We start from the raw sequence: 21,242 nt of genomic DNA on the forward strand, positions 1-21,242 counted from the left end.
CGCGTTAGCGGGGAATATTAAAACGGAAACCAACCTTTTTTTAAGCCTGAAATCTTTTGTATTTCAATTACTTTGTTATTTCTATCTAAGCAATAATCTTTTAATAAATTAAAAAAATTAGGCAAGTAATCCGATCTTTTCGGATGTTCTAGAATATATTTAATTTTTTTGGAACCTGTTTTCTGATAATCATATCCATATTTATTCAAGAAAATTAAAATACTTAGATGGAACAAATGAAATCTATCCCACCTTTTACGACTTTCCAAGGGTGACATTCCTTCAAAATATACAAATAAATCATCTAGAAGTTCATTATTATTACTTAAGTCTTTAATATATTCAGAATAGGACTTAATCCCATCATCAGTGATTAAACAATATGCATATTTATCAAATGTGTTTTTGTAAAAGTGATCAGAACCATCTGCATTTGCTTGCAATCCTTCCATGAATGTCAAATCACAAAACATACATTGAAATACGTTTAAAAATTTTATAAAATCTAAATCATCACGCGTTGCAATTGTTGTATCAAGATATATCATTTCCTTTTGAATTTTTTTAGTCCATGCAAACACAGCTAAAAATCTATATATAAATGAGTGAAAATAATATCTATCGGTATTCAAATAATCAACGCGTTGAACATTCAACCAATTCTGATTATAGTTATTCTCAAAATTCCACATACGATAATTAAAATCTTCGCATGCGATTAAAAGATGTACTTTATTTTTTGCTAAAACTTCTTTAATTTTTTTTCTCTGATCAAATTTATGCTCAGTATTTAATTTAGAGCGTAGAATCCTTGTATCAATAAAATTTTTGGTAAATAACGTTAAGAAAAACACCAGCACTGTGGTTATGGCACTTATAAAAACGGGTAATACTTTATCATTTTTTAAAAATTCGAACATAAAATAAATTTATAACTTATTTAAATCAATATTATAGCCTGATTTTCTCAACTCTTTTGATAGTTTTAGATGCCAAGCATCTTCTTCATCCATATTAACATAAACAATTCCTGATATATCATTAGGTTTTTCTACTAAATCCTTAACTAGTGCGCAAACATTATGTCGCCCAATTTTACCAATTAAATATCCGTGTTCAAAAACAACATTTTGCCTAGCTCTAGGTAGTAAGTCCGATGAGTTCTTCATTTTTCCCACGTCACACGGTGTATAAAGCACAACCCCAAAACCTACATTAGAATATTCTTCAATTTTTTCAATAATTGTTTTACCTTGGCTTGCTTGTTCATGTAATATTATTGGCGTAAGACCTAATTTTTCAACAAACCTAGCCGTTTTAATTTTTGCCTCGTTATCGTGACCATGTACAATAAAAACTTTAGTTTTATCTATTATAGTTTCTTCTTGTTTAGTTTCATCCTCTATTATTTTATCCTTAACTCTTTTAAAAACTTGTTTGGTAATATCTCTAGCAACATTTTCTTTATAAATTATATCTCTTGATTCAACTATATATGGAAAATCTTCATGCATACCTTGATTTTCTAATTCTTTATACACTTCAGAAGAAATTTTACTCTCTTTTACAACAATTCTCGATACTTTATTTGGCTGAATAAAATACCCATCAAATTGAAATTTAATATTTGACAAGTATGGAATAATTATGTCATTTTCAATTTCCAAAATATTTTCTTTGTCGAGTTCATGGTAATGTTCGTTAGACATTTCAACAAGTACGTGATAATACATAATATTTAAATTAACTTTATTAGGTAAAAATAACATTTTCAATTTAACAAATCATACAGTTTCTTTCTTCAATACAAATTTCCTACCTTAGCCTTCCTGATTAAAACCAAACAATGATCTCCGACATTCAATTCCAGAACGAACTTGACCTTATCATAGCCAATGCCATACGCGAAGACGTTGGCCCCGGCGACTACTCTTCCCTTGCCTGCATACCGGCCTCCGCTACCGGGCGCGCCAAACTGATCGTAAAAGACAATGGTATCCTGGCAGGTGTGGACTTTGCACAGCAGGTATTTAAATATGTTGACCCCAGCCTTGAAATTGAGGTATTTATTGAAGACGGTATGCCTGTAAAATATGGCGATATTGCTTTTCACGTTTCGGGGAGTTCGCAAAGTATTTTAAAGAGCGAACGACTGGTATTAAACGCCATGCAGCGTATGAGCGCCATTGCTACAAAGACCAAAAAATACGTCGATATCCTTGAAGGGACGGGTACCAAAATACTCGATACCCGCAAGACCACGCCGGGCATCCGCGCGCTCGAAAAATGGGCAGTGAAGATAGGCGGCGGCGAGAACCACCGCTTTGCACTGTACGATATGGTGATGCTAAAAGACAACCACATCGACTTTGCCGGGGGCATTACTCCTGCCATACAGAAAACGCATGAGTACCTGAAGGCTAACAATCTCGACCTGAAAATCATCGTTGAGGCACGCAGCCTTGAGGAAGTGAAAGAGATTATCAGCAATCCTGGCATTCACCGCATATTGCTGGATAATTTCGATTACGAAACAACACGCAAGGCTGTAGCGCTTATTGGCGACTACTGCCAGACGGAATCTTCGGGCGGCATCAATGAGGACACGATGCGCCACTATGCCGAATGCGGTGTGGACTATATCTCGTCGGGCGCGCTCACCCACTCCGTTTATAATATGGACCTTAGCCTAAAAGCATTTTAATGTCGATAGAACTGGAACATAGGTTAGAGCGGATACCCGTCATAAAGTATTTGGTGCGCTTTGGCAAAAGCATAAAACTTCCTTATAGCGAAGGCCTTACGCTCTATCACCTAACTGAATTGTACATCACCGGGATTGTGAACGGCGATATCTCCTACCGTGCGGGAGCCATCGCATTCAGCTTTTTCATGTCGCTGTTTCCGTTCACGCTGTTCCTGTTCAACCTTATTCCCTACATCCCGCTGCAGGGCTTTAAGGAAGACTTCATGCTGTTCGTACACGACAACGTCCCGCCCAACACATACGATGCCATTGCCGATATCATCACCGATATTATGACCGATAAGAAGGCTAACCTGCTTTCCTTTGGTATCGTGCTGGCCATCCTCCTGATGAGCAACGGTATGAACGCCATCCTTAGTGGTTTCCAGAACAGTATGCACATCACCATAAAACGTACGTATTTCAGGCAGTATGCGCTGGCTATAGGGCTTTCCCTCGTCTTTGCGATTATACTCATCGTTACCGTGGCATCAATTGTGATATTAGAGTATTTCATCCAGACCCTCACCAATCAGGGCTGGCTGGATGATGATGTCTGGCTGCTCAGACTGGTGCGTTACCTTATCCTTATCATGATGATCCTCACCACGACGTCGCTGCTATTCAAGTTTGCCGCCAAGGAAACGAGGCAGGCCGCTTTTTTCAGCTACGGTTCAGTGTTCAGTACGGTTTTATTTGGCTTAACGTCGTTTGGTTTCAGCATCTACGTGTCGCAATTCGCGCAGTATAACAAGCTGTATGGGTCTATTGGCACGCTACTTGTATTGATGCTGTATATATGGATCAACTGCTTTATCCTTTTATTAGGATTCGAATTAAATGCACTGATCCATAAATTAAAACGAAAAAATTTATATATTTAACAAATTAACAACTTTAAATTATGAAGAAAGCATTATTAACCATCATGTTTGTTGCCGTTGCGGGAATTTTTTCTGTGCAGGCACAAGTCACGGGCAGATGGAAAACCGTTGACGACGAGACAGGCCAGGCGAAATCAATCGTAGAGATCTACGAGAAAGACGGCAAGGTTTATGGCAAAGTAGTAGAGATACTCAACCCGGCCAAAAAGAACGCTACATGTACCAAATGTAAAGGTGCAGATAAAGACAAACCTATTCTTGGCCTTGTAATCATCAAAGGCCTTACCAAAGACGGCGACGAATGGACCGACGGCGACATTCTTGACCCAAGCAAAGGAAAGCTGTACAGCTGCACCATTGAGCTTGAAGGTAAAGACACACTGAACGTTCGCGGATATATGGGAATTTCCCTTTTGGGCCGTACCCAGACATGGACACGGGTGAAATAGTTTTCGGTCATACCTGTCATTCTGAACAAAGCGCAGCGTAGTGAAGAATCTCATTTAAGAAAACAAATAAACTAAATACCTGAAACACTTTCGGAAACGGAAGTGTTTTTTTATTTGGCCTTCTCCTACTATAGTCCTCTCCCCAACCCTTCTCCCAAGGAGAGGGGGCAGCTACACTCATGCCGTAACCCATGCATGAATATTAAACGCAAGTATTTTGTTTTGCAGCAGTTATCTAATTGCTTCTTTGTTATCGTCGGTCCCGCTGTCCGCTTTATCTGCTTCGTTCCTCAGCAGGATGCCGCTTCCATCGGGGCTATGGGGAAGGGTTGTTGTTGCTTCGGTGAAGTTATTGAGTATAACGAAGCCCCTTTGTCTCGCGAGCTGACTGATTATTGTGTGAAATTCAGGCACCGGGTATATAGAGCCCGTTCCAATCATAATTTTTGCAATTATAATTTCATCGTGAAGCTTTAGTATATTGGTGTATTAGCCTATATTTATAGCTATAAAAGAGAGCATCAAAATCGTATCCGCAATATTATTATATAAGCTGATTTCGACAAATAACTGATGGATATCGATATAACACGATAAAGCCATAGCTGTATATGCTTAAAACAACATTTTTTGACCTGGCAGGGAAATATACCACGGATAGCGAGCTGATTGCCCAACTTTGGACAGTCATTGAAAAGCACTATTCAGGTAAAGGACGTTACTACCATAATCTCAGTCATTTGGAGAATATGCTTGGCGAACTAGAACATTGCAAAAATGAGATAGCAGATTGGGATACAGTATTATTTGCGCTGTTTTACCATGACCTTATTTATAAATCTACAGCAAAAGATAATGAAGAGAAAAGCGGTGAAGAAGCGGTGAAGGCTTTGCGAAAGACAGGTTATCAGGAAGATAAGATAACCAAGTGCAGTGCGATGATACTTGCTACCAAATCGCATACTGTGAGCTCAGACAACGATACCAATCTTTTTACCGATGCCGATCTTTCGATATTGGGAAGCAGCTGGGAAAAATATTATATTTATTGCCAAAACGTCCGGAAGGAATATTCTGTTTATCCCGACTTCCTGTACAATCCGGGCCGAAAGAAGGTGCTTCAGCATTTCCTTGAAATGGAATACATCTTTAAGACGGAACTATTCAGGGAAAAATACGAAGGAAGTGCCCGTGAAAACCTGATCCGGGAAATAGCTATACTTCAGAAATAAAATCTAAATTGTCAGGATAAAAACAGTACTATGGTTACAAAAGAAGATCTCGAAAAACGATATGCAGCGCTTTCCAATTCGGAGCTGATGGATATCATCGACCGCAAGTTTGAGTATACAGAACTTGCTGTAACAGTTGCCATTCAGGAGTTGGGAAAACGGAATGTGAATGAACAGGATGTAGCGCGTTATAAAGAAAAGGTATTTACTGAATTTCATGACGAAATACAAAAGAATTTTGTTGATGATCTTACGGTTACGCAGAAATTATTGTTCTTTTATTTTTTCTGGATACCATTTGTTACCATCCCCATTAAAAACAATTTTGTCCGCGACGGTTTCCTGTTAAAGCGAAGCCAGGCTGGCTTTTTCTCGACAATGGGTTTTGCAGCATGCTTCATTTCAATACTTTTGGTTAGTGTCAGCTCTGTGCTGACGTACGCCATTTTTATCCTGCTTGGTTTTCTGACGCTACAGTATGACCTTATCATACGAAGAAAGAAACGCATGCAAACAGTTTACGAACAAATCAAGCAATCTGAAGAGTAGATTAGTTGGTTAATTTTGAAAATCTAAAAAAATAATACGCTGTTTAACTTGTCAAAATAGGGCAATTAACACTGTAAATTGTAAATTTGTCCTTCAACAAATAAAACAATATGCAGCACATAATAGACCGGTTCATTAGCTATGTAACCGTTGACACCGAATCTGACCCGAATTCTGATACTACGCCAAGCACCGCAAAACAATGGGACCTTGCCAATAAGCTTGTAGAAGAGCTTAAAGCCATAGGCCTTGAAGATGTGACGATTGACGATAATGCTTACATCATGGCGACACTGCCATCAAATGTAGAGCACGATGTACCGGTTATTGGGTTCGTTTCCCATTTTGATACCACGCCTGATTTTACAGGGGCCAACATAAAACCACAGATAGTGGAAAACTATGACGGCGGCGACATCATCCTGAATAAGGAACAGAATATCGTTCTTTCACCCAATTACTTTAAAGACCTTCTGCAATACAAAGGACAGACCATCATCACTACCGATGGCACTACCCTGCTTGGCGCCGATGATAAGGCGGGTATTACCGAGATCGTTACCGCGATGGAATACCTGATACAGCACCCCGAAATTAAGCACGGAAAAATTCGCATCGGCTTTACCCCTGATGAGGAAATAGGACGTGGCGCACATAAATTCGATGTGGCAAAATTCGGTGCCGACTGGGCGTATACCATGGACGGGAGCCAGATAGGCGAACTGGAATATGAAAACTTTAATGCAGCCGGTGCGAAAGTGACTTTCAAAGGTAAGAGCGTCCACCCGGGGTATGCTAAAGGCAAAATGATCAATTCGATGCTCATTGCCAATAAATTTATTTCTAAACTACCAAAAGAGGAAGTTCCGGAGATGACTTCGGGCTATGAAGGATTTTTTCATATTACGGGAATTACCGGAAGCATTGAGGAAACTACGGTACAGCTGATTATTCGCGACCATGATAAGAAGCGGTTCGAGAAACGCAAAAAGCTGGTTAAGAAAATCGCTGAAAAAATAAACAAGAAGTTTGAAAAGCAGTTTGGCGGCGACATTGCCATTGCTGAAATAAAAGACCAGTACTTCAACATGAAGGAAAAGGTAGAGCCTGTTTTCCATATTGTAGATATTGCGGAGCAGGCCATGAAAGACCTTGGCATCAAACCGCTTATCAAGCCAATACGCGGCGGTACCGATGGCTGCCAGCTCTCGTATATGGGCCTGCCCTGCCCTAACATTTTTGCAGGTGGACATAATTTCCATGGCAAATATGAATATCTGCCTGTAGAAAGCATGCAGAAAGCCGTTGAAGTGATTGTAAGGATTGCCGAGCTTACAGCGAAAGAAATAAATTATGGAGCAGCCGAAAAAAACATGGAATAAGGAACATTTATGGCCCGGGGGACTGGATGCACTGAAGACCATCATCAATACAACCGGATTGGTAGAAACAACAAAATGGGGCGGCCCTATCTACACCTATAATGGAAAGAACGTGCTGGCTATAGGTGGGTTTACTAACTATTTTGCGGTATGGTTTCATAAAGGCGTTTTCCTGAAAGACCCTGCAGGCGTACTGATAAATGCGCAGGAAGGTACAACTAAATCCTTGCGACAGTGGCGTTTTACCGATATAAGACAGATCGATGAAAAACTGTTGCTGGAATACATCAGCGAAGCAATTGAGGTAGAAAAGGCAGGACTTGCCATAAAGCCGGAACCGAAAGAGTTTCCAATGCCGGAAGTCCTGCAAAAGGAGCTCGATGCTTCACCTGAAATGGCGGAAGCATTTGCAAAGTTATCTCTTTATAAACAAAAGGAATTTTTAGAATTCATCGGTTCGGCAAAGCGTTTGGAAACGCAGGTCGCACGGATGGAAAAGTCTAGACCCATGATAATGGCGGGTATCGGATTGAATGATAAATATAGATAGTTTTCATTCGCATTAGTCATTCTGAACGTAACCCGCGGAGTGAAGAATCTCTTTTCAAAATTAATACTTTACTGAGATTCTTCCTTCGTCAGAATGACACTGAGTACCTTGTCATTCTGAACGTAGCTTGCGGAGTGAAGAATCTCTTTTCAAATTAGTACCTTACTGAAATTATTCCTTCGTCAGGATGACAAATTCCTGATTGAAGAAACAAGAAAAGCTGCCATACATAAAATGTAAGACAGCTTTATCTAATAGGTTTCGCTGCTATTGCAGCGATCAGGTCAAACTACGTTGTTGTATACTTATTCGCCGATATTTGCCGTGTTGCTGACCGGTTTCCGCATAAAGCGCCGGCGTAGGTTCCTATCCTGCACGAACGGGTGGAAAGTGCAGCACCCCTTACAGCCTCCAGCGGCAAAACTGACTACCCGTCATCTTCGCTTCGACATCGTGTACTGTAGGCTGTTCCCTGTTTATAATGTAAAGTTACACCATGAATTGTTATGCTGTTCTTAATGGCAACTTAAACTGTTGTTAATATAATATCAGCCTAATATGAAAAATCCCCATCAAATGATGAGGATTCTATTATTATGCTTTTGCCGGTGTGTTCAGTTTCTGGCTCAGCTCGTTGGAAATCGCGGTGCGCTCCATCTTCAGCTTTCCTGCCATAGTTTCTATAACCACGGTATCTTCAGCAAGTTCGGATATCCTTCCGTGGATGCCACTTTTGGTGATGATCTTATCGCCTACCTTAAGCGCCTTTTCAAATTCTTTTTCAAGTTTCTGCCTTTTCTGTTGTGGCCTGATCATTAGGAAATAAATGACCACGAACATTAAGACTAATGGTAAAAACGTTTGTAACTGTTCCATGAATTAGTGTTTTACAACGCCTATGCCGCCTGCTTTTGGCGTAACGTTGGCTTTAAAGTTAAGTACTTCGGTTCCTTTTTCTGTATTCAGGGTTACCGTAACCTGTTTTGACTGTGCGCCGCTTTTGCCGCTTGAGTTAAATGTAACCTTAATCTCGCCGCTTCCGCCCGGCTTAACCGGAGTTTCAGTATAGCTTGGAACGGTGCAGCCACAGCTCGCTTTTACATTGCTTACTACAAGGTCGGCAGTACCTTCGTTAGTGAAAGTATACGTGTGCTCTACCGTTTCGCCTTCTGAAATGGTACCGAAATCATGGTCCATACTTGCAAATTTTATGACAGGCAGTTTCCCTGATTCAGCGTGGGCAAGCTCTGCTTTTTTGGCAGTGGCATCGTCAATGCGCAGTGCAGCGTTTTCTTTTTTGCATGATGTAAGCGCTAAAGCTGCTATGGCAAGCATAGCTACAGATCTTTTAATCATAACTATTTTGTATTTTAAATTGTTTTACATTAAACCTCTTCCGGTCTTTACTAATTTATTATTGGCCTCATACTCCTTGATAAGATTATCGAGGATACCATTGATAAATATACTGCTTTTTGGCGTAGAATATTCCTTGGCTATCTCCAGGTATTCGTTTATGGTCACTTTTACCGGGATCGAAGGGAATTTCAGGAATTCGCAAATCGCCATTTTAAGGATTATCGCATCTACCTCTGCGATACGCTCGGTATCCCAATTCGGTGTTTTGTCAATAAACTCCCTGGCAAGCTCGACTTCATTGAGTACCGTTTTGCGGAACAGGCTCCTCACAAACTCCTTATCATCAGCGTCCTTGTACAGCTTTGGTATATAAAAAGCATCTTTGCCCTCAAGTGTCAGCTGCTTCAACTGCTTGCTGATGAGTGTGTTTACCAACGGAATATCATCTACCCACGTTAGCTTATGATCTTCAAGGTAGTCGTACAGCTTTTCGTTAGGAGCAACAACTTCGGTAAAAAGATCCACCACGAACTGGCGGTCTTCCTCAAAATTGTTCTCCTTGTTATGCATGTATTTCGCATACACTTCACTACTCTTCACATCTTCGAGAAGCAGGAGTATATAATCATCATTAAGCTTCCAGTTATTGATCCTGCGTTCATCAAGCGCCGAATTGAGCGCGTCACTTTCAGCAAGTATCCGGAGGATCTTGTTATTCAGGAATTTGTTGTTAGGATTGCGCTCCTCGGCAGTTGCAAGGTGCTTTTTTTGCGATTTTGCAATAAAATCCTCTTCGCTGTTCCTTATTTCTACCAATGCTGAAAGCATGATAAGATAGAGGTCACCAATGTTTTCTATGCTGTTAAAAAGAAATTTCTCTTCCTTTTCAAGATTATCTGAACCATTTTGATGCATGGCATAAATAGACTGCATCACCTTCACCCGAATATGTCTTCTGTTTAACATCCGCCTTTAAGAACCTTTAAAAATTAAAGAAGCGAAAGAAAGATTCTTTCGCTTCGCAAAATTAAGAATAATATCTTTTTACGCTAATTATTTAGCGGTTTCTTTTTTCCTGTCGTCAATACGCTTTTGAGCGATAGACATTGCAGCCTGTTGTGTAGTGATACCGTTGGCTTCAGCAAAATGGAATATCTCAAGCGTGGTGTTGTAAATATTCTCGGTCCTTCTCATAGCCTCAGCTTTGTCATAACCCACAATCTCAGCATATACGTTGATGATACCGCCTGCATTGATAAGGAAGTCCGGCGCATAAGCAATGCCTTTTTCCATCAGTATCTTTCCGTGTACCTGCTCTACTGCAAGCTGGTTGTTGGCAGCGCCGGCAATAACTTTAGCTTTCAGTTTGTTGATCGTTTCGTCATTGATCGTAGCACCAAGCGCACAAGGAGCATAAATATCTACGTCTGCACTATAAATATCGCCTTCGTATATTTTAGCGCCATATTTAATGGCTACTTCTTCCATTTTTGCCTGGTTGATATCCGCTATCTGTACCAGGGCGCCTTCTTTTGTAAGGTAATCGATAAGGGTTTCGCCAACGTGGCCTGTTCCCTGTACCAATACTTTTTTGCCGCTAAGGTTGTTTGAGCCAAACTGGTGCATTGCAGCAGCTTTCATACCCATGTAAACGCCATAGGCAGTTACAGGCGAAGGATTTCCGGAACCTCCTATAGATTCTGATATACCGGTAACGTGTTTTGTTACTTCATGGATACGGTCCATATCGGCAGTTGTAGTACCTACGTCCTCGGCAGTGATATATTTTCCGCTAAGCGAATCTACGAATTGTCCGAACCTCGTTATCATTTCAGGTGTCTTGTCAACTTTCGAATCGCCTATGATAACAGCCTTGCCCCCACCCAGGTTTAATCCTGAAATGGCCGACTTATAGGTCATACCCCTTGACAGCCTTAAAACATCATTCAGGGCTTCCCATTCGTTGGCATATTTCCACATCCTCGTACCTCCAAGTGCAGGCCCTAAAACTGTGTTATGGATACCAATAATTGCTTTTAAACCTGTATCTTTGTCATGGCAAAAAACAATCTGCTCATGATCATTGAAAGATGCCTGCCCAAAAACCGGATCGACCTTCGTAAGTTCGTTAGCCTTAATAACTTCTGTTATCATAATAGAATTTTTTAAATTTGAAATTATTCAAAAACAGGTTACAAAATTACACATATAATTAAGATAAGACAATATAATTGTATTTTTTTACGTATTCAATAATTAAAAGCGCTTTTTTCTGATTGCTTAAAAACTCTCACAACAAGCTGTTTTTAACATTTAAGCCAATAAAAGAATTGCATTCCATATAATACCATGAAAGAACTTCAGTATTTAAACAAATATTTTATAAAATATAAATTTCAATTTCTTCTAGGGATTTTAATAACAATTGCCGCGCAAATATTCTCTTTGTTCACCCCGCAGCTCGTTAAGGATTCTATCGACTCCACGCAGGAGTTCCTCGAAAAGGATAATGCGCCCGCCGCAGCCATTTATGACCTGCTTGCAGAAAACCTTCTCCTTATAATAGCAACTACCCTTATTGGCGGTGTACTCACCTTTTTTATGCGACAGACACTTATTGTTATGTCGCGCCACGTAGAGTTTGACCTTAAGAATGAAATCTTCAGGCAGTACGAGAACCTTACGCAAAGTTTTTATAAGCAAAACCGTACCGGCGATCTCATGAACCGCATCAGTACGGATGTTGACAGGGTACGCCAGTACGTTGGCCCTGCGATTATGTATTCGCTAAACACTATAGTGAGGACAGTTGTTGTAATAACACACATGATTATCATTTCGCCAAAGCTTACTCTATATACACTACTCCCGTTGCCGCTGCTTGCCTGGAGCATTTTCAGGATCAGCAGGGAGATCAATAAGCGCACTACCCTTTACCAGCAGAACCTTTCTAAACTTTCCAGCTTTACCCAGGAAATGTTCTCCGGTATCAGGATCATAAAAGCCTACGCGCTCGAAAAACAGAAACAAGCCGATTTTGACGAATTATCCCGCGACAGTGTGAAAAAGAATATGAGCGTTGCAAAGGTGAACGCGCAGTTCGGGCCGTTGATGATACTCCTTATAGGTATCAGTAACCTGGTAGTGATCTATGTGGGCGGTACAATGTACATTAATGGCAGTATTGATAAGATAGGTACTATTGCACAATTCATACTATATATCAATATGCTTACATGGCCCGTAGCATCGCTTGGATGGATATCTTCGATGATACAGGAAGCGGAATCTTCGCAAAAAAGGATCAACGAATTCCTGAAGATAGAGCCGGAAGTGAAAAATAATACTAAAGAACACACGCCTATATTAGGACAGATTGCTTTCGATAATGTGACGTTTACGTATGAAGATACCAATATAACAGCGCTCAAAAACGTTTCCTTTGAAGTCAATAAAGGTGAAACGCTTGCCATTCTCGGCAGGACAGGTTCGGGTAAGTCGACCATACTGTCACTCATCAGCCGGCTATATGATGTAGAAAGCGGCGCTATCACGGTTGATGGCGATAACATTAAGGATGCCAACTTGTACGACCTGCGCAACAGCATAGGGTTCGTACCCCAGGATGCTTTCCTTTTCTCGGATACTATAAAGAATAACATTAAGTTTGGTAATGAAGATGCCAGTGATGATGAAGTGGTTGCTGTTGCCAAAAAAGCAGTGGTACACAACAATATAAAAAACTTTACCAAACAGTACGAAACGATATTGGGCGAACGCGGCATCACGCTTTCAGGCGGACAGAAACAGCGGGTCTCTATAGCCCGCGCTATGATAAAAGATGCACCAATATTGCTGTTAGACGACTGCCTGTCTGCCGTTGATACTGAAACGGAAGAAGCGATCCTGAACAACCTGCTGAAATTTTGCAGGGATAAGACTACCATAATCGTGAGCCACCGCGTATCTTCTGCTAAAAATGCTGATAAGATAATTATACTGGAAGACGGCAAAATTATCCAGCAGGGAACCCATAATGCACTGGTAAATCAGCCGGGTTATTATAAGGAATTATACCTGAAACAACTTTCTGAAAAAGAATTGCAGTAATTTGTTGCTTTATTTAGATTTTTTTTAGATTTTTGATTGCTACATAGACCAATATAAAAGAACCCAGGATTATGAGAGAACATGACATGCTGGAAAAGGAAGAGATCTTTTCTAAAGTTTTAAGGGCGGGAAGAAGAACATATTTTTTCGATGTAAGGGCTACCAAAGCCGATGATTATTACATTACCATTACCGAAAGTAAGAAGTTTACCGAGGAAGATGGTTCTTTTCACTTCAAGAAACATAAAATCTATCTTTATAAGGAAGATTTCACCGCTTTCACAGAGATTCTTGAGGAAATGACCAATTATGTCCTTTCGAACAAAGGCGAGGAAGTTATTTCTGAAAGGCACCAGAAAGATTTCAGGAAACTGTTTGGTGAAAAAGGAGAAGAGGCAGTATCTTTTTCCACTACCGAAAGCTTTACCGATGTAAACTTTGACGATATTTAATATCTGTCACAGGGGAAAATTACGAAGTCCGGAATCTGAAAGGTTTTGGGCTTTTTTGTTTATAGTATATTATAGACTTAACTTACATGAAATATATCGCATTACTTTTTTTAGTGATTTTATACTCCTGCAAAAAAGAACCTCACCTTAAGAAAGAAACACAAAATACAATTGGCATCGGACTGCTTCACATTAGCATCGATAAAGATGTAGCTTTTTATATTGATGAGAATGCAAAAACACCATTTGATATTCTTTCTTTCAGTAAAACGAAAACCAATGCAAGTTATCACTTTAAATCAGATTGTCTGGAAAGTCACATGAAGGCTTACCGACAATATAATGGTGATGTCGATAAAAGTGCGGAAAGTACCGGCCCCTCTCTTATATTTAAGGTATTGAATACTACCGCCATCGGTTTTACAATACTATTGAATGAAGACACAGGCGAGACTGCTTATATAAAAAAGGAAGGCAGGAAATATTTCAATTCATTCTACGGACCCGGTAAAGCCTATCCGCAAAAAGATGGTTATAAAAAAATGCCTCCTCTATTAGTATTTGAATCCTGGAAAGATTATCTCACCCGGCTGGATTATATTTTTGTTGCCGAATACTTAGAACTATATAATGCTCCAAACGGCAGCGTTGTGCATCGCGAAAAATTAGGCAGGAGTCATATTTCTTTTAAGATTACGGATGTAAAAGGGCAATGGGCAAAGCTGGGACACATCAAAGGATATTCGATAGCTCGTCATCCCGGGGTCGATTATTACCAATGGATAAAATGGCATGACAATAATAATCTTCTCATTGAGATCAGGGATTGGAGTGACCCTACCCAATTCTCAGGCCATTCTCAACCTTAAAATCAGGGGCGAGCAATATCACATCGCCCTCCTCTCCTACTGCTCCAAGCACAAGGCATTCGCTTATAAATTTGCCGATCTGCTTTTTAGGGAAGTTTACCACTGCTACAATTTGTCTCCCAACTAAATCTTCCTTAGCATAGCGTTTTGTAATTTGTGCAGAGGATTTGCGGATGCCAATTTCTGTACCAAAGTCAATAGTCAGCTGATAAGCCGGTTTTCGTGCTTCGGGGAAATCATTAGCTTGTATTATTGTACCAACACGCATCTCAGTTTTTTCGAACTCTTCCCAGGTCAGGGTATTTGTTTCAGGTTTCATGTTGTGAATTCTTTCAGTAAGACCAACAACGTTATGAAAACCTTGCAGGTCGATAAAATTATCGTATTTTGCTAAGATAAATGTTTTCAGTAAAATGGCAAAAACACCTTCAAACATGCTTCCCCTCGGTACGCCCGCACCAAAGTTTTGGCTAAAAGATACCAACTCCAATTACAATTATTCCATTGAAGACCTAAGGGGTGATAAAGGCACACTTGTAATGTTCATCTGCAACCACTGCCCTTATGTGCACCATGTGATGGATGAAGTGATCATGATCGCCAACGATTATCGTGTACAGGGCATCGGGATCATAGCGATTAGCAGCAACGATACTGACAAGTACCCGCAGGATGGCCCGGAATACATGACACAATTTGCTTTTGAGAATAAAATGGATTTCCCTTATTTGTTCGATGAGACACAAGAAACAGCCAAAGCTTTTGACGCCGCCTGCACGCCTGACTTTTACCTGTTTGACAGCGGGGATAAATTAGTGTACCGAGGCCAGCTGGATGATTCCCGCCCAGGCAATAATATACCCCTAAGCGGCAGCGACCTGCGCAATGCGATAGATGGGATATTATACAACAGGAGCATTCCTGAAAACCAGAAACCAAGTGTAGGGTGTACAATTAAATGGAAAGCGCCAATGTAATAATTTTTCAATGGAGCAATGTATCAATTACTCACGATGTAGTGGAATTGGTACACTGACACACTAAAAAATCGATAAAGATTTCGTGCATTGCAGCTCAATTGTTACATTAAAAAATTGATTCATTAGATTATTCTTTTTCCAAAACAACATCCACCGGCTTATTCATTTTCCGCCCGAATTTCATAGCTGCCTGCTGGCTTTCATTCGAACACAGGACATACATATTATAACTGTACAAAGGAAGTATTACGGTTTTAAATTTGCCGCCATTCTCCTTACCGTCCTTATCCTCTATCTTTATCTGGAAACGGTCGGCTTCAAAAGTATTGGCTACAGAAATAAGATAATTATCTTTCGCAAATGGGAAAAACCAGCGTTCTTTTGAAGCAACGGCACCTTCTGCAAGGCGCTTATTGTCATCGCCTATAAGGTAATTGAAACTGAAAACCATTGGCTCATCTGCATTCTTAAAACTGTATTTATTAGCTGTATTGATAAGGTCGTTACCAAGGCTGTCTACTATGGTTATCCTGAGGTTTTTGATATTTTCTTTCTTTCCCGATTCATGCACATCGAGCACCACGTAGGAAGTAAAGTCATAGCCGCAATGCATTACCTGCGCTTTTGCAGAAAAAGTAATTAGCGTAATAAATATAATAAGGTATTTCATATTGGTCATATTGATTGCAAAGGTATAAAGATTTACATTCAAAAAGTGTTCCAATAAAAAACCCCAAAGATTTTAAAGCCTTTGGGGTTTGAATACTATTAGAACTACATATCGTAATTCGTAATTGATAATTCGTAATTACTTCACGTCCATCAATTCCACATCAAAAATCAATGTAGCATCCGGCGGGATAACACCACCTGCACCGCGTGAGCCATACCCAAGATGCGAAGGGATAACAAAACGTGCCTTGTCGCCTACCTGAAGCAGGGCGATACCTTCGTCCCAGCCTTCGATAACCTGGCCAACGCCCAGTTGGAAATCAATGGGCTGTTTCCTTTTATATGAAGAATCGAATACCTGTCCGTTCTCTAATGAGCCAGAATAATGAACCGATACTTTCTTGCCTTTCTCCGCCTGCTTTCCGTTTCCTTTCTGGATGAATTTATAACGCAACCCGCTTTCTGTTTTATCAAAACCTGCTGCCAGTTTTTCCATTGCTTCTTCAGCTTGCTTTTTAGCTTCGGCAATACGTTTTTCGCGCGAGCCTTCAAAGGTGCGGAAGGCCTCAATAGCGTTCCATGTTTTAGCCTCGTCACCTTCACGAATGATCTCAACGCTTTCAAGCTTATCGTTACCCTGGATAGCATCAACCACATCCTGCCCTTCAATTACCTTTCCAAACACTGTATGTTTGTCGTCAAGCCATGGTGTTGCTACGTGTGTGATGAAGAACTGCGACCCGTTCGAGCCCGGGCCGGCATTCGCCATAGAAAGTACGCCCGGACCATCATGCCTCAAAGAAGGATGAAACTCGTCGTCGAACTGGTAGCCCGGCCCGCCCGTGCCTGTTCCCTGCGGGCATCCGCCCTGAATCATGAAATCAGCAATGACACGGTGAAATTTCAGTCCGTCGTAGTACGGTTTGCCCTGCGGCTTTTCGTTATTTTCAAGATTCCCCTCTGCAAGCCCCACAAAGTTGCCTACCGTTCCCGGAGTTAAATCGTGAGTCAGCTTCACCAGGATGCTTCCTTTATTTGTATTGAATTTTGCGTAAATCCCGTTTTCCATTATGAGTGTTTTTTGTTTTTGAAGGGCAAATTTACAAATTATTTCCCTACACCCACTGTAAGGATGTCACAACAAAAATGTAAATTTGGATTTCAAATTCAGTAAGAAGTGAAGAAAGAAGATGATTACCTCAATATAAACAGGAAAGCGTGGAACCAACGTACGGAAGTACATGTGGATTCCGACTTTTATGATATGCCCGGTTTCCTGAATGGGAAGAGCAGCCTTAATGAAATTGAGCTTGCCTTACTTGGTGACATCAGTGGTAAGACGGTACTGCACCTGCAATGCCATTTCGGGCAGGATACGATTTCGTTTTCACGTATGGGCGCTATAGCCACAGGCATTGACCTTTCGGATAAAGCCATTGAAAAAGCACGGGAATTATCCGACAGGCTGAATATGCAAACGCGGTTCATCTGCTGCGATGTATACGATTTGCCTAATCACCTTGACGAGCAGTTTGACATCGTATTTACGAGTTACGGTACTATTGGCTGGCTGCCCGACCTTTCAAAATGGGCCAGCGTTATTTCGCATTTCCTGAAACCAGGCGGGAAATTTGTTTTCGCCGAATTTCACCCCGTGGTGTGGATGTTCGATACTAATTTTGAAAAGGTGCAGTACAATTACTTTAAGGATGAGGCCATTATTGAAACGGAATTTGGTACCTATGCCGATGTTACCGCACCAATTGAAAACGAAATGGTGACATGGAACCATGCACTTTCGGAAGTGATGACAGCCCTCCTTGCCAAGGAGTTAGAGATACATTCGTTTAATGAATATGACTATTCACCCTACAACTGCTTCAGCGGAACTGAAGAGTTTGAGCCGGGAAAATTCAGGGTAACGCGTTTTGGGAATAAGGTACCTATGGTATATTCGCTGATGGCGATCAAGAAATAAGTTTCAATAAGCTTTTCCATGCACTTTAACCGTATCGGAATCATCGCTTATAGACAGGGTTATCATTCGGAGTGGTTATAGCCAGCACCATTCCATACTCACGGGGCAAACCCAGTGATTCGGCATCACACCATTCGCCTTTACCAAGCACTGCCACGGCCTCATTTTTTTCCAGCACGCCTTCATAGTAATGCATGGTCTTGTTAAGACCAAGGAAACCCTGGCTTTTTTTATCGTGCTTCTTCAGATAAGCTTCAAGCTTTGGTGCGGCATCTTCAAAAGTGCCTGATCGGTATTTCTTGTCCATCTCAATGTACTTTTTGATATTGCTGTCGTTAATATATGCAACTTTGTCACCATCGCGCAGTACAAAGCGGCATTTGTCTTCTGTCTCTATTAGGGTTGAAGAACTTTTTCCGCTACTTTGCATTATATGAACACAATACCATACACACTCCCTTCCCGAAAGCGGTGCCTCAAGAGGTTCATCTATAAATTCCACCCTACCGGTTATTTTTGCCGTTTCTCCATGCTTAAAATCAGAAAGGCTTCGTAGTGGGGCTTTCTTAAGTTTACGCCGAATCATAGCCTTTCGGGTAAAAAAAGAACCTATTATAACAGCGATAGTCATAATGCCGAATATAATAGCAAACTCTTTCAGGCTCATGCTGTTGTGCCCATAATGATAGTGGATCGGTAAGATGTGCATAAAGGGTAAATTTTACCGCAATATAACGATATAACTTTGTTAAAAACACCAATTTTCCAACTGTACTATTTTTGGATATAATTACTACATTTGTTACGCTAAAAATTACCTACATGGAAAGCCTTTTCGACCCGCAAGGGAACCAAAAAATAGTAGAACGCATTGACAAATTAACACCAATAAAACTCTCCGAATGGGGCGTAATGACCGTTGCCCAGATGATGGAACACTGCCAAATGCCGCTAAAAGTGGTTTACGGCACAAAGGAAATTAAAGTAAACTGGCTGACAAAACTGCTTTTTGGTCACAGCGCTAAGAAAATGTTTACGGGGGAGAAGAAATTTAGCAAAGGCATGCCCACAGCCAAAGAATTTATGATTAAATACCACCCCGATTTTGATGAAGCAAAAAAGGGATTGAAAGAATTGGTTACAAAATTCAGCCGCGAAGGACATTCCGGCATTAAAGTGACCAGCCACCCGCTTTTTGGCACTATGACCTACGAGGAAATTGACCACGCACAGTGGAAACATTTGGATCACCACCTGAGACAGTTTGGGGTGTAAATATAACGATGTATCAATTAATTCAATGTAACAATTGACATCCCGCGGAGCAATTGCTACATTTGCAAATTAGAAAATTGTTATATTTAAAACATGCGCATAGACATCATCACCGTACTTCCCGATTTGCTTAGAAGCCCTTTTGAAGCCTCTATCCTAAAGCGTGCCATAGATAAAGGCATCGTTGAAGTACACCTGCATAACCTTCGGGATTACAGCACCAATAAACACAAAAACGTAGATGACTACCAGTTTGGCGGAGGCGCCGGAATGGTGATGTCGGTGGAACCGATAGATGCCTGCATTACAAAATTGAAAAGTGAAAGGGCATACGACGAAGTTATCTATATGACCCCTGACGGCGAGACCCTTAACCAGGGAATGGCCAACCGGATGTCGCTTCTGGAGAATATCATTATCCTGTGCGGACACTATAAAGGTGTGGACCAACGCGTGCGAGACCACTACATTACCAAAGAAATATCTATTGGTGACTTTGTGCTTTCGGGTGGCGAGCTTGCCGCGGCTGTGGTTGCCGATGCTATTATCAGGCTGATACCGGGCGTATTGAGCAACGAAACCTCTGCGTTAACCGACAGCTTCCAGGATAACCTGCTCTCCCCCCCCATCTATACCCGCCCGGCAGAATATAAAGGATGGAAGGTGCCAGATGTACTGCTGAGCGGTAATTTCGCGAATATCGATAAATGGCGCGAGGACCAGGCACTTGAACATACTAAAAACAGGAGACCCGACTTACTCGAATAGTTTTTTTAGTTTAAAGTTTAAAGTTGCTACTCCGACCTTGTAAGTTATGCATCTATTTGAACCAAACTTTCAAAAAACTTTAAACTTTAAACCTTAAACTTTTTGTTACTTCAAAATAATTTCTAAATTTGCACCCTCATTCGGACCAACCTCTGGCGAAAACCGTGAATGTTGCTCTGAGTCAATCATTTAAATTAAAAAATCATGTCTGATTTATTAAAATTTGTTCAGGACGAATTTGTTGCAAAAAAAGATTTCCCTAATTTCAGTGCAGGTGACACGATCACTGTTTACTACGAAATTAAAGAGGGTGAAAAAACAAGGACACAGTTCTTTAAAGGTGTAGTTATCCAAAGAAAAGGTGCTGGTAACACAGAAACTTTCACTATCCGTAAAATGTCAGGTGCTGTAGGTGTAGAGCGTATCTTCCCGGTAAACATGCCAGCTTTGCAAAAAGTTGAACTTAACCAGAGAGGTAAAGTTAGAAGGGCACGTATATACTACTTCCGTAACCTTACAGGTAAAAAAGCAAAAATCAAAGAAAGAAGGAGATAATCCACGCTTTCAGAGTTATACAGGATCCCATCGCATTGCGGTGGGATTTCTTTTTGTAAACGATTTTTTTACCATGAATTGTGCAAATTTCACAAATTCATTCGTACTTCATTATCGAGCCAACACTTCCAAAATCAGATTCTTTCGCTAAAAATCACTACATTTGGGCATGGATCCGATTTTTATAAAAATAGCCGATGTGCGCGGTGGCGTTCACTTCATAAATATTACTCATATTTATGAGGTTGAGGAAATAGTAACCGCAAAAGGCAAAGAACGGCATACGCACATCAGGTATTACTCTATACCCGATTGCGCCAAATGCCAGGTGAACAAAGTAATTACAAAAGAATTCCCGACTTCGGTACTGGAGCGGATTAACCAGCTTAAAGAAAAACTGTAAATTAGCAGGGCGTTTCACCAACCGAAATC

The 21,242-nt window shown here is 40.7% G+C and carries 26 protein-coding genes; 16 read left to right on the top strand and 10 right to left on the bottom strand.

The genetic code is table 11. The features are described 5' to 3' along the window. Positions 1–17: 17 nt before the first annotated feature. Together AAEO56_RS09315 and AAEO56_RS09320 are read right to left on the bottom strand one after the other, a co-directional pair. Positions 18–920, bottom strand: a complete 903-nt coding sequence (locus AAEO56_RS09315; RefSeq protein WP_341696775.1) for a hypothetical protein — start codon at positions 918–920, stop codon at positions 18–20. Between the two features lie 9 nt (positions 921–929). Further along, positions 930–1,733, bottom strand: coding sequence for a nucleotide-binding protein (locus AAEO56_RS09320; RefSeq protein ID WP_341696776.1), 804 nt, complete (start codon positions 1,731–1,733; stop codon positions 930–932). 113 nt (positions 1,734–1,846) lie between these two features. Between AAEO56_RS09320 and nadC the strand changes: the two genes are divergently transcribed. From nadC to AAEO56_RS09355, 7 genes are all read left to right on the top strand, one after another. Further along, on the top strand, positions 1,847–2,704 hold the full coding sequence (nadC, locus tag AAEO56_RS09325; RefSeq protein WP_341696777.1) for a carboxylating nicotinate-nucleotide diphosphorylase: 858 nt from the start codon (positions 1,847–1,849) through the stop codon (positions 2,702–2,704). Then, positions 2,704–3,630, top strand: coding sequence for a YihY/virulence factor BrkB family protein (locus AAEO56_RS09330; protein ID WP_341696778.1), 927 nt, complete (start codon positions 2,704–2,706; stop codon positions 3,628–3,630). Before nadC ends, AAEO56_RS09330 begins: the two co-directional genes overlap by 1 nt. Before the next feature lie 20 nt (positions 3,631–3,650). Beyond that, complete coding sequence (locus tag AAEO56_RS09335) at positions 3,651–4,079, top strand: DUF2147 domain-containing protein (RefSeq protein ID WP_341696779.1); 429 nt, start codon at positions 3,651–3,653, stop codon at positions 4,077–4,079. 611 nt (positions 4,080–4,690) lie between these two features. After that, positions 4,691–5,311 (top strand): HD domain-containing protein, encoded by a 621-nt coding sequence (locus AAEO56_RS09340; RefSeq protein ID WP_341696780.1) that lies wholly within the window; start codon positions 4,691–4,693, stop codon positions 5,309–5,311. A gap of 30 nt (positions 5,312–5,341) precedes the next feature. Continuing rightward, a complete protein-coding gene (locus AAEO56_RS09345) occupies positions 5,342–5,860 on the top strand; it encodes a hypothetical protein (protein WP_341696781.1) in 519 nt (172 codons plus the stop codon). 110 nt (positions 5,861–5,970) lie between these two features. Continuing rightward, positions 5,971–7,242, top strand: a complete 1,272-nt coding sequence (pepT, locus tag AAEO56_RS09350; RefSeq protein WP_341696782.1) for a peptidase T — start codon at positions 5,971–5,973, stop codon at positions 7,240–7,242. Continuing rightward, a complete protein-coding gene (locus AAEO56_RS09355; protein WP_341696783.1) occupies positions 7,214–7,792 on the top strand; it encodes a YdeI/OmpD-associated family protein in 579 nt (192 codons plus the stop codon). Before pepT ends, AAEO56_RS09355 begins: the two co-directional genes overlap by 29 nt. Before the next feature lie 594 nt (positions 7,793–8,386). Here AAEO56_RS09355 and yajC read toward each other — a convergent pair. From yajC to AAEO56_RS09375, 4 genes are all read right to left on the bottom strand, one after another. Continuing rightward, the gene (gene yajC, locus AAEO56_RS09360; protein WP_341696784.1) at positions 8,387–8,668 is read right to left on the bottom strand and encodes a preprotein translocase subunit YajC; all 282 of its coding nucleotides are present in this window, start codon (positions 8,666–8,668) and stop codon (positions 8,387–8,389) included. A 3-nt stretch (positions 8,669–8,671) separates the two neighbouring features. Beyond that, on the bottom strand, positions 8,672–9,148 hold the full coding sequence (locus tag AAEO56_RS09365; RefSeq protein WP_341696785.1) for a DUF1573 domain-containing protein: 477 nt from the start codon (positions 9,146–9,148) through the stop codon (positions 8,672–8,674). A 24-nt stretch (positions 9,149–9,172) separates the two neighbouring features. After that, entirely contained in the window at positions 9,173–10,117 is a 945-nt protein-coding gene (gene nusB / locus AAEO56_RS09370; protein ID WP_341696786.1) for a transcription antitermination factor NusB, read from the bottom strand. 87 nt (positions 10,118–10,204) lie between these two features. After that, on the bottom strand, positions 10,205–11,305 hold the full coding sequence (locus AAEO56_RS09375) for a Glu/Leu/Phe/Val dehydrogenase dimerization domain-containing protein (protein WP_341696787.1): 1,101 nt from the start codon (positions 11,303–11,305) through the stop codon (positions 10,205–10,207). Positions 11,306–11,500: 195 nt separating this feature from the next. On the opposite strand from AAEO56_RS09375, the gene AAEO56_RS09380 reads away from it, so the two are divergent. From AAEO56_RS09380 to AAEO56_RS09390, 3 genes are all read left to right on the top strand, one after another. Next, complete coding sequence (locus tag AAEO56_RS09380; protein ID WP_341696788.1) at positions 11,501–13,261, top strand: ABC transporter ATP-binding protein; 1,761 nt, start codon at positions 11,501–11,503, stop codon at positions 13,259–13,261. Between the two features lie 71 nt (positions 13,262–13,332). Next, a complete protein-coding gene (locus tag AAEO56_RS09385) occupies positions 13,333–13,713 on the top strand; it encodes a PUR family DNA/RNA-binding protein (RefSeq protein WP_341696789.1) in 381 nt (126 codons plus the stop codon). Between the two features lie 86 nt (positions 13,714–13,799). Next, positions 13,800–14,582 (top strand): hypothetical protein, encoded by a 783-nt coding sequence (locus AAEO56_RS09390; protein WP_341696790.1) that lies wholly within the window; start codon positions 13,800–13,802, stop codon positions 14,580–14,582. Here the strand turns inward: AAEO56_RS09390 and AAEO56_RS09395 are convergent. After that, positions 14,551–14,901 carry a tRNA-binding protein gene (locus AAEO56_RS09395; protein WP_341696962.1) on the bottom strand — a complete coding sequence of 117 codons (351 nt, stop codon included), beginning with the start codon at positions 14,899–14,901 and terminating at the stop codon, positions 14,551–14,553. The genes AAEO56_RS09390 and AAEO56_RS09395 overlap by 32 nt on opposite strands. A 94-nt stretch (positions 14,902–14,995) precedes the next feature. On the opposite strand from AAEO56_RS09395, the gene AAEO56_RS09400 reads away from it, so the two are divergent. Then, positions 14,996–15,559, top strand: coding sequence for a thioredoxin family protein (locus AAEO56_RS09400; RefSeq protein ID WP_341696791.1), 564 nt, complete (start codon positions 14,996–14,998; stop codon positions 15,557–15,559). 130 nt (positions 15,560–15,689) lie between these two features. Here the strand turns inward: AAEO56_RS09400 and AAEO56_RS09405 are convergent, their stop codons facing one another. Both AAEO56_RS09405 and AAEO56_RS09410 read right to left on the bottom strand, forming a co-directional pair. Next, positions 15,690–16,232, bottom strand: coding sequence for a hypothetical protein (locus AAEO56_RS09405; RefSeq protein WP_341696792.1), 543 nt, complete (start codon positions 16,230–16,232; stop codon positions 15,690–15,692). Between the two features lie 138 nt (positions 16,233–16,370). Further along, positions 16,371–17,303 (bottom strand): peptidylprolyl isomerase, encoded by a 933-nt coding sequence (locus AAEO56_RS09410; RefSeq protein WP_341696793.1) that lies wholly within the window; start codon positions 17,301–17,303, stop codon positions 16,371–16,373. A gap of 108 nt (positions 17,304–17,411) precedes the next feature. On the opposite strand from AAEO56_RS09410, the gene AAEO56_RS09415 reads away from it, so the two are divergent. Continuing rightward, complete coding sequence (locus AAEO56_RS09415) at positions 17,412–18,212, top strand: class I SAM-dependent methyltransferase (RefSeq protein WP_341696794.1); 801 nt, start codon at positions 17,412–17,414, stop codon at positions 18,210–18,212. Positions 18,213–18,252: 40 nt separating this feature from the next. Here AAEO56_RS09415 and AAEO56_RS09420 read toward each other — a convergent pair whose 3' ends face one another. Continuing rightward, positions 18,253–18,921, bottom strand: coding sequence for a hypothetical protein (locus tag AAEO56_RS09420; RefSeq protein ID WP_341696795.1), 669 nt, complete (start codon positions 18,919–18,921; stop codon positions 18,253–18,255). Positions 18,922–19,034: 113 nt separating this feature from the next. On the opposite strand from AAEO56_RS09420, the gene AAEO56_RS09425 reads away from it, so the two are divergent. From AAEO56_RS09425 to AAEO56_RS09440, 4 genes are all read left to right on the top strand, one after another. Beyond that, on the top strand, positions 19,035–19,487 hold the full coding sequence (locus tag AAEO56_RS09425) for a DUF1569 domain-containing protein (RefSeq protein WP_341696796.1): 453 nt from the start codon (positions 19,035–19,037) through the stop codon (positions 19,485–19,487). A gap of 93 nt (positions 19,488–19,580) precedes the next feature. Then, positions 19,581–20,255 carry a tRNA (guanosine(37)-N1)-methyltransferase TrmD gene (gene trmD / locus AAEO56_RS09430; RefSeq protein WP_341696797.1) on the top strand — a complete coding sequence of 225 codons (675 nt, stop codon included), beginning with the start codon at positions 19,581–19,583 and terminating at the stop codon, positions 20,253–20,255. 204 nt (positions 20,256–20,459) lie between these two features. After that, a complete protein-coding gene (gene rplS, locus AAEO56_RS09435; protein ID WP_341696798.1) occupies positions 20,460–20,810 on the top strand; it encodes a 50S ribosomal protein L19 in 351 nt (116 codons plus the stop codon). Positions 20,811–20,979: 169 nt separating this feature from the next. Then, positions 20,980–21,213, top strand: coding sequence for a hypothetical protein (locus tag AAEO56_RS09440; protein WP_341696799.1), 234 nt, complete (start codon positions 20,980–20,982; stop codon positions 21,211–21,213). The last annotated feature ends 29 nt before the right edge of the window (positions 21,214–21,242 follow it).

Origin of the sequence: Flavobacterium arundinis (assembly GCF_038289855.1) — a bacterium.
GTDB classification, from domain to species: domain Bacteria; phylum Bacteroidota; class Bacteroidia; order Flavobacteriales; family Flavobacteriaceae; genus Flavobacterium; species Flavobacterium arundinis.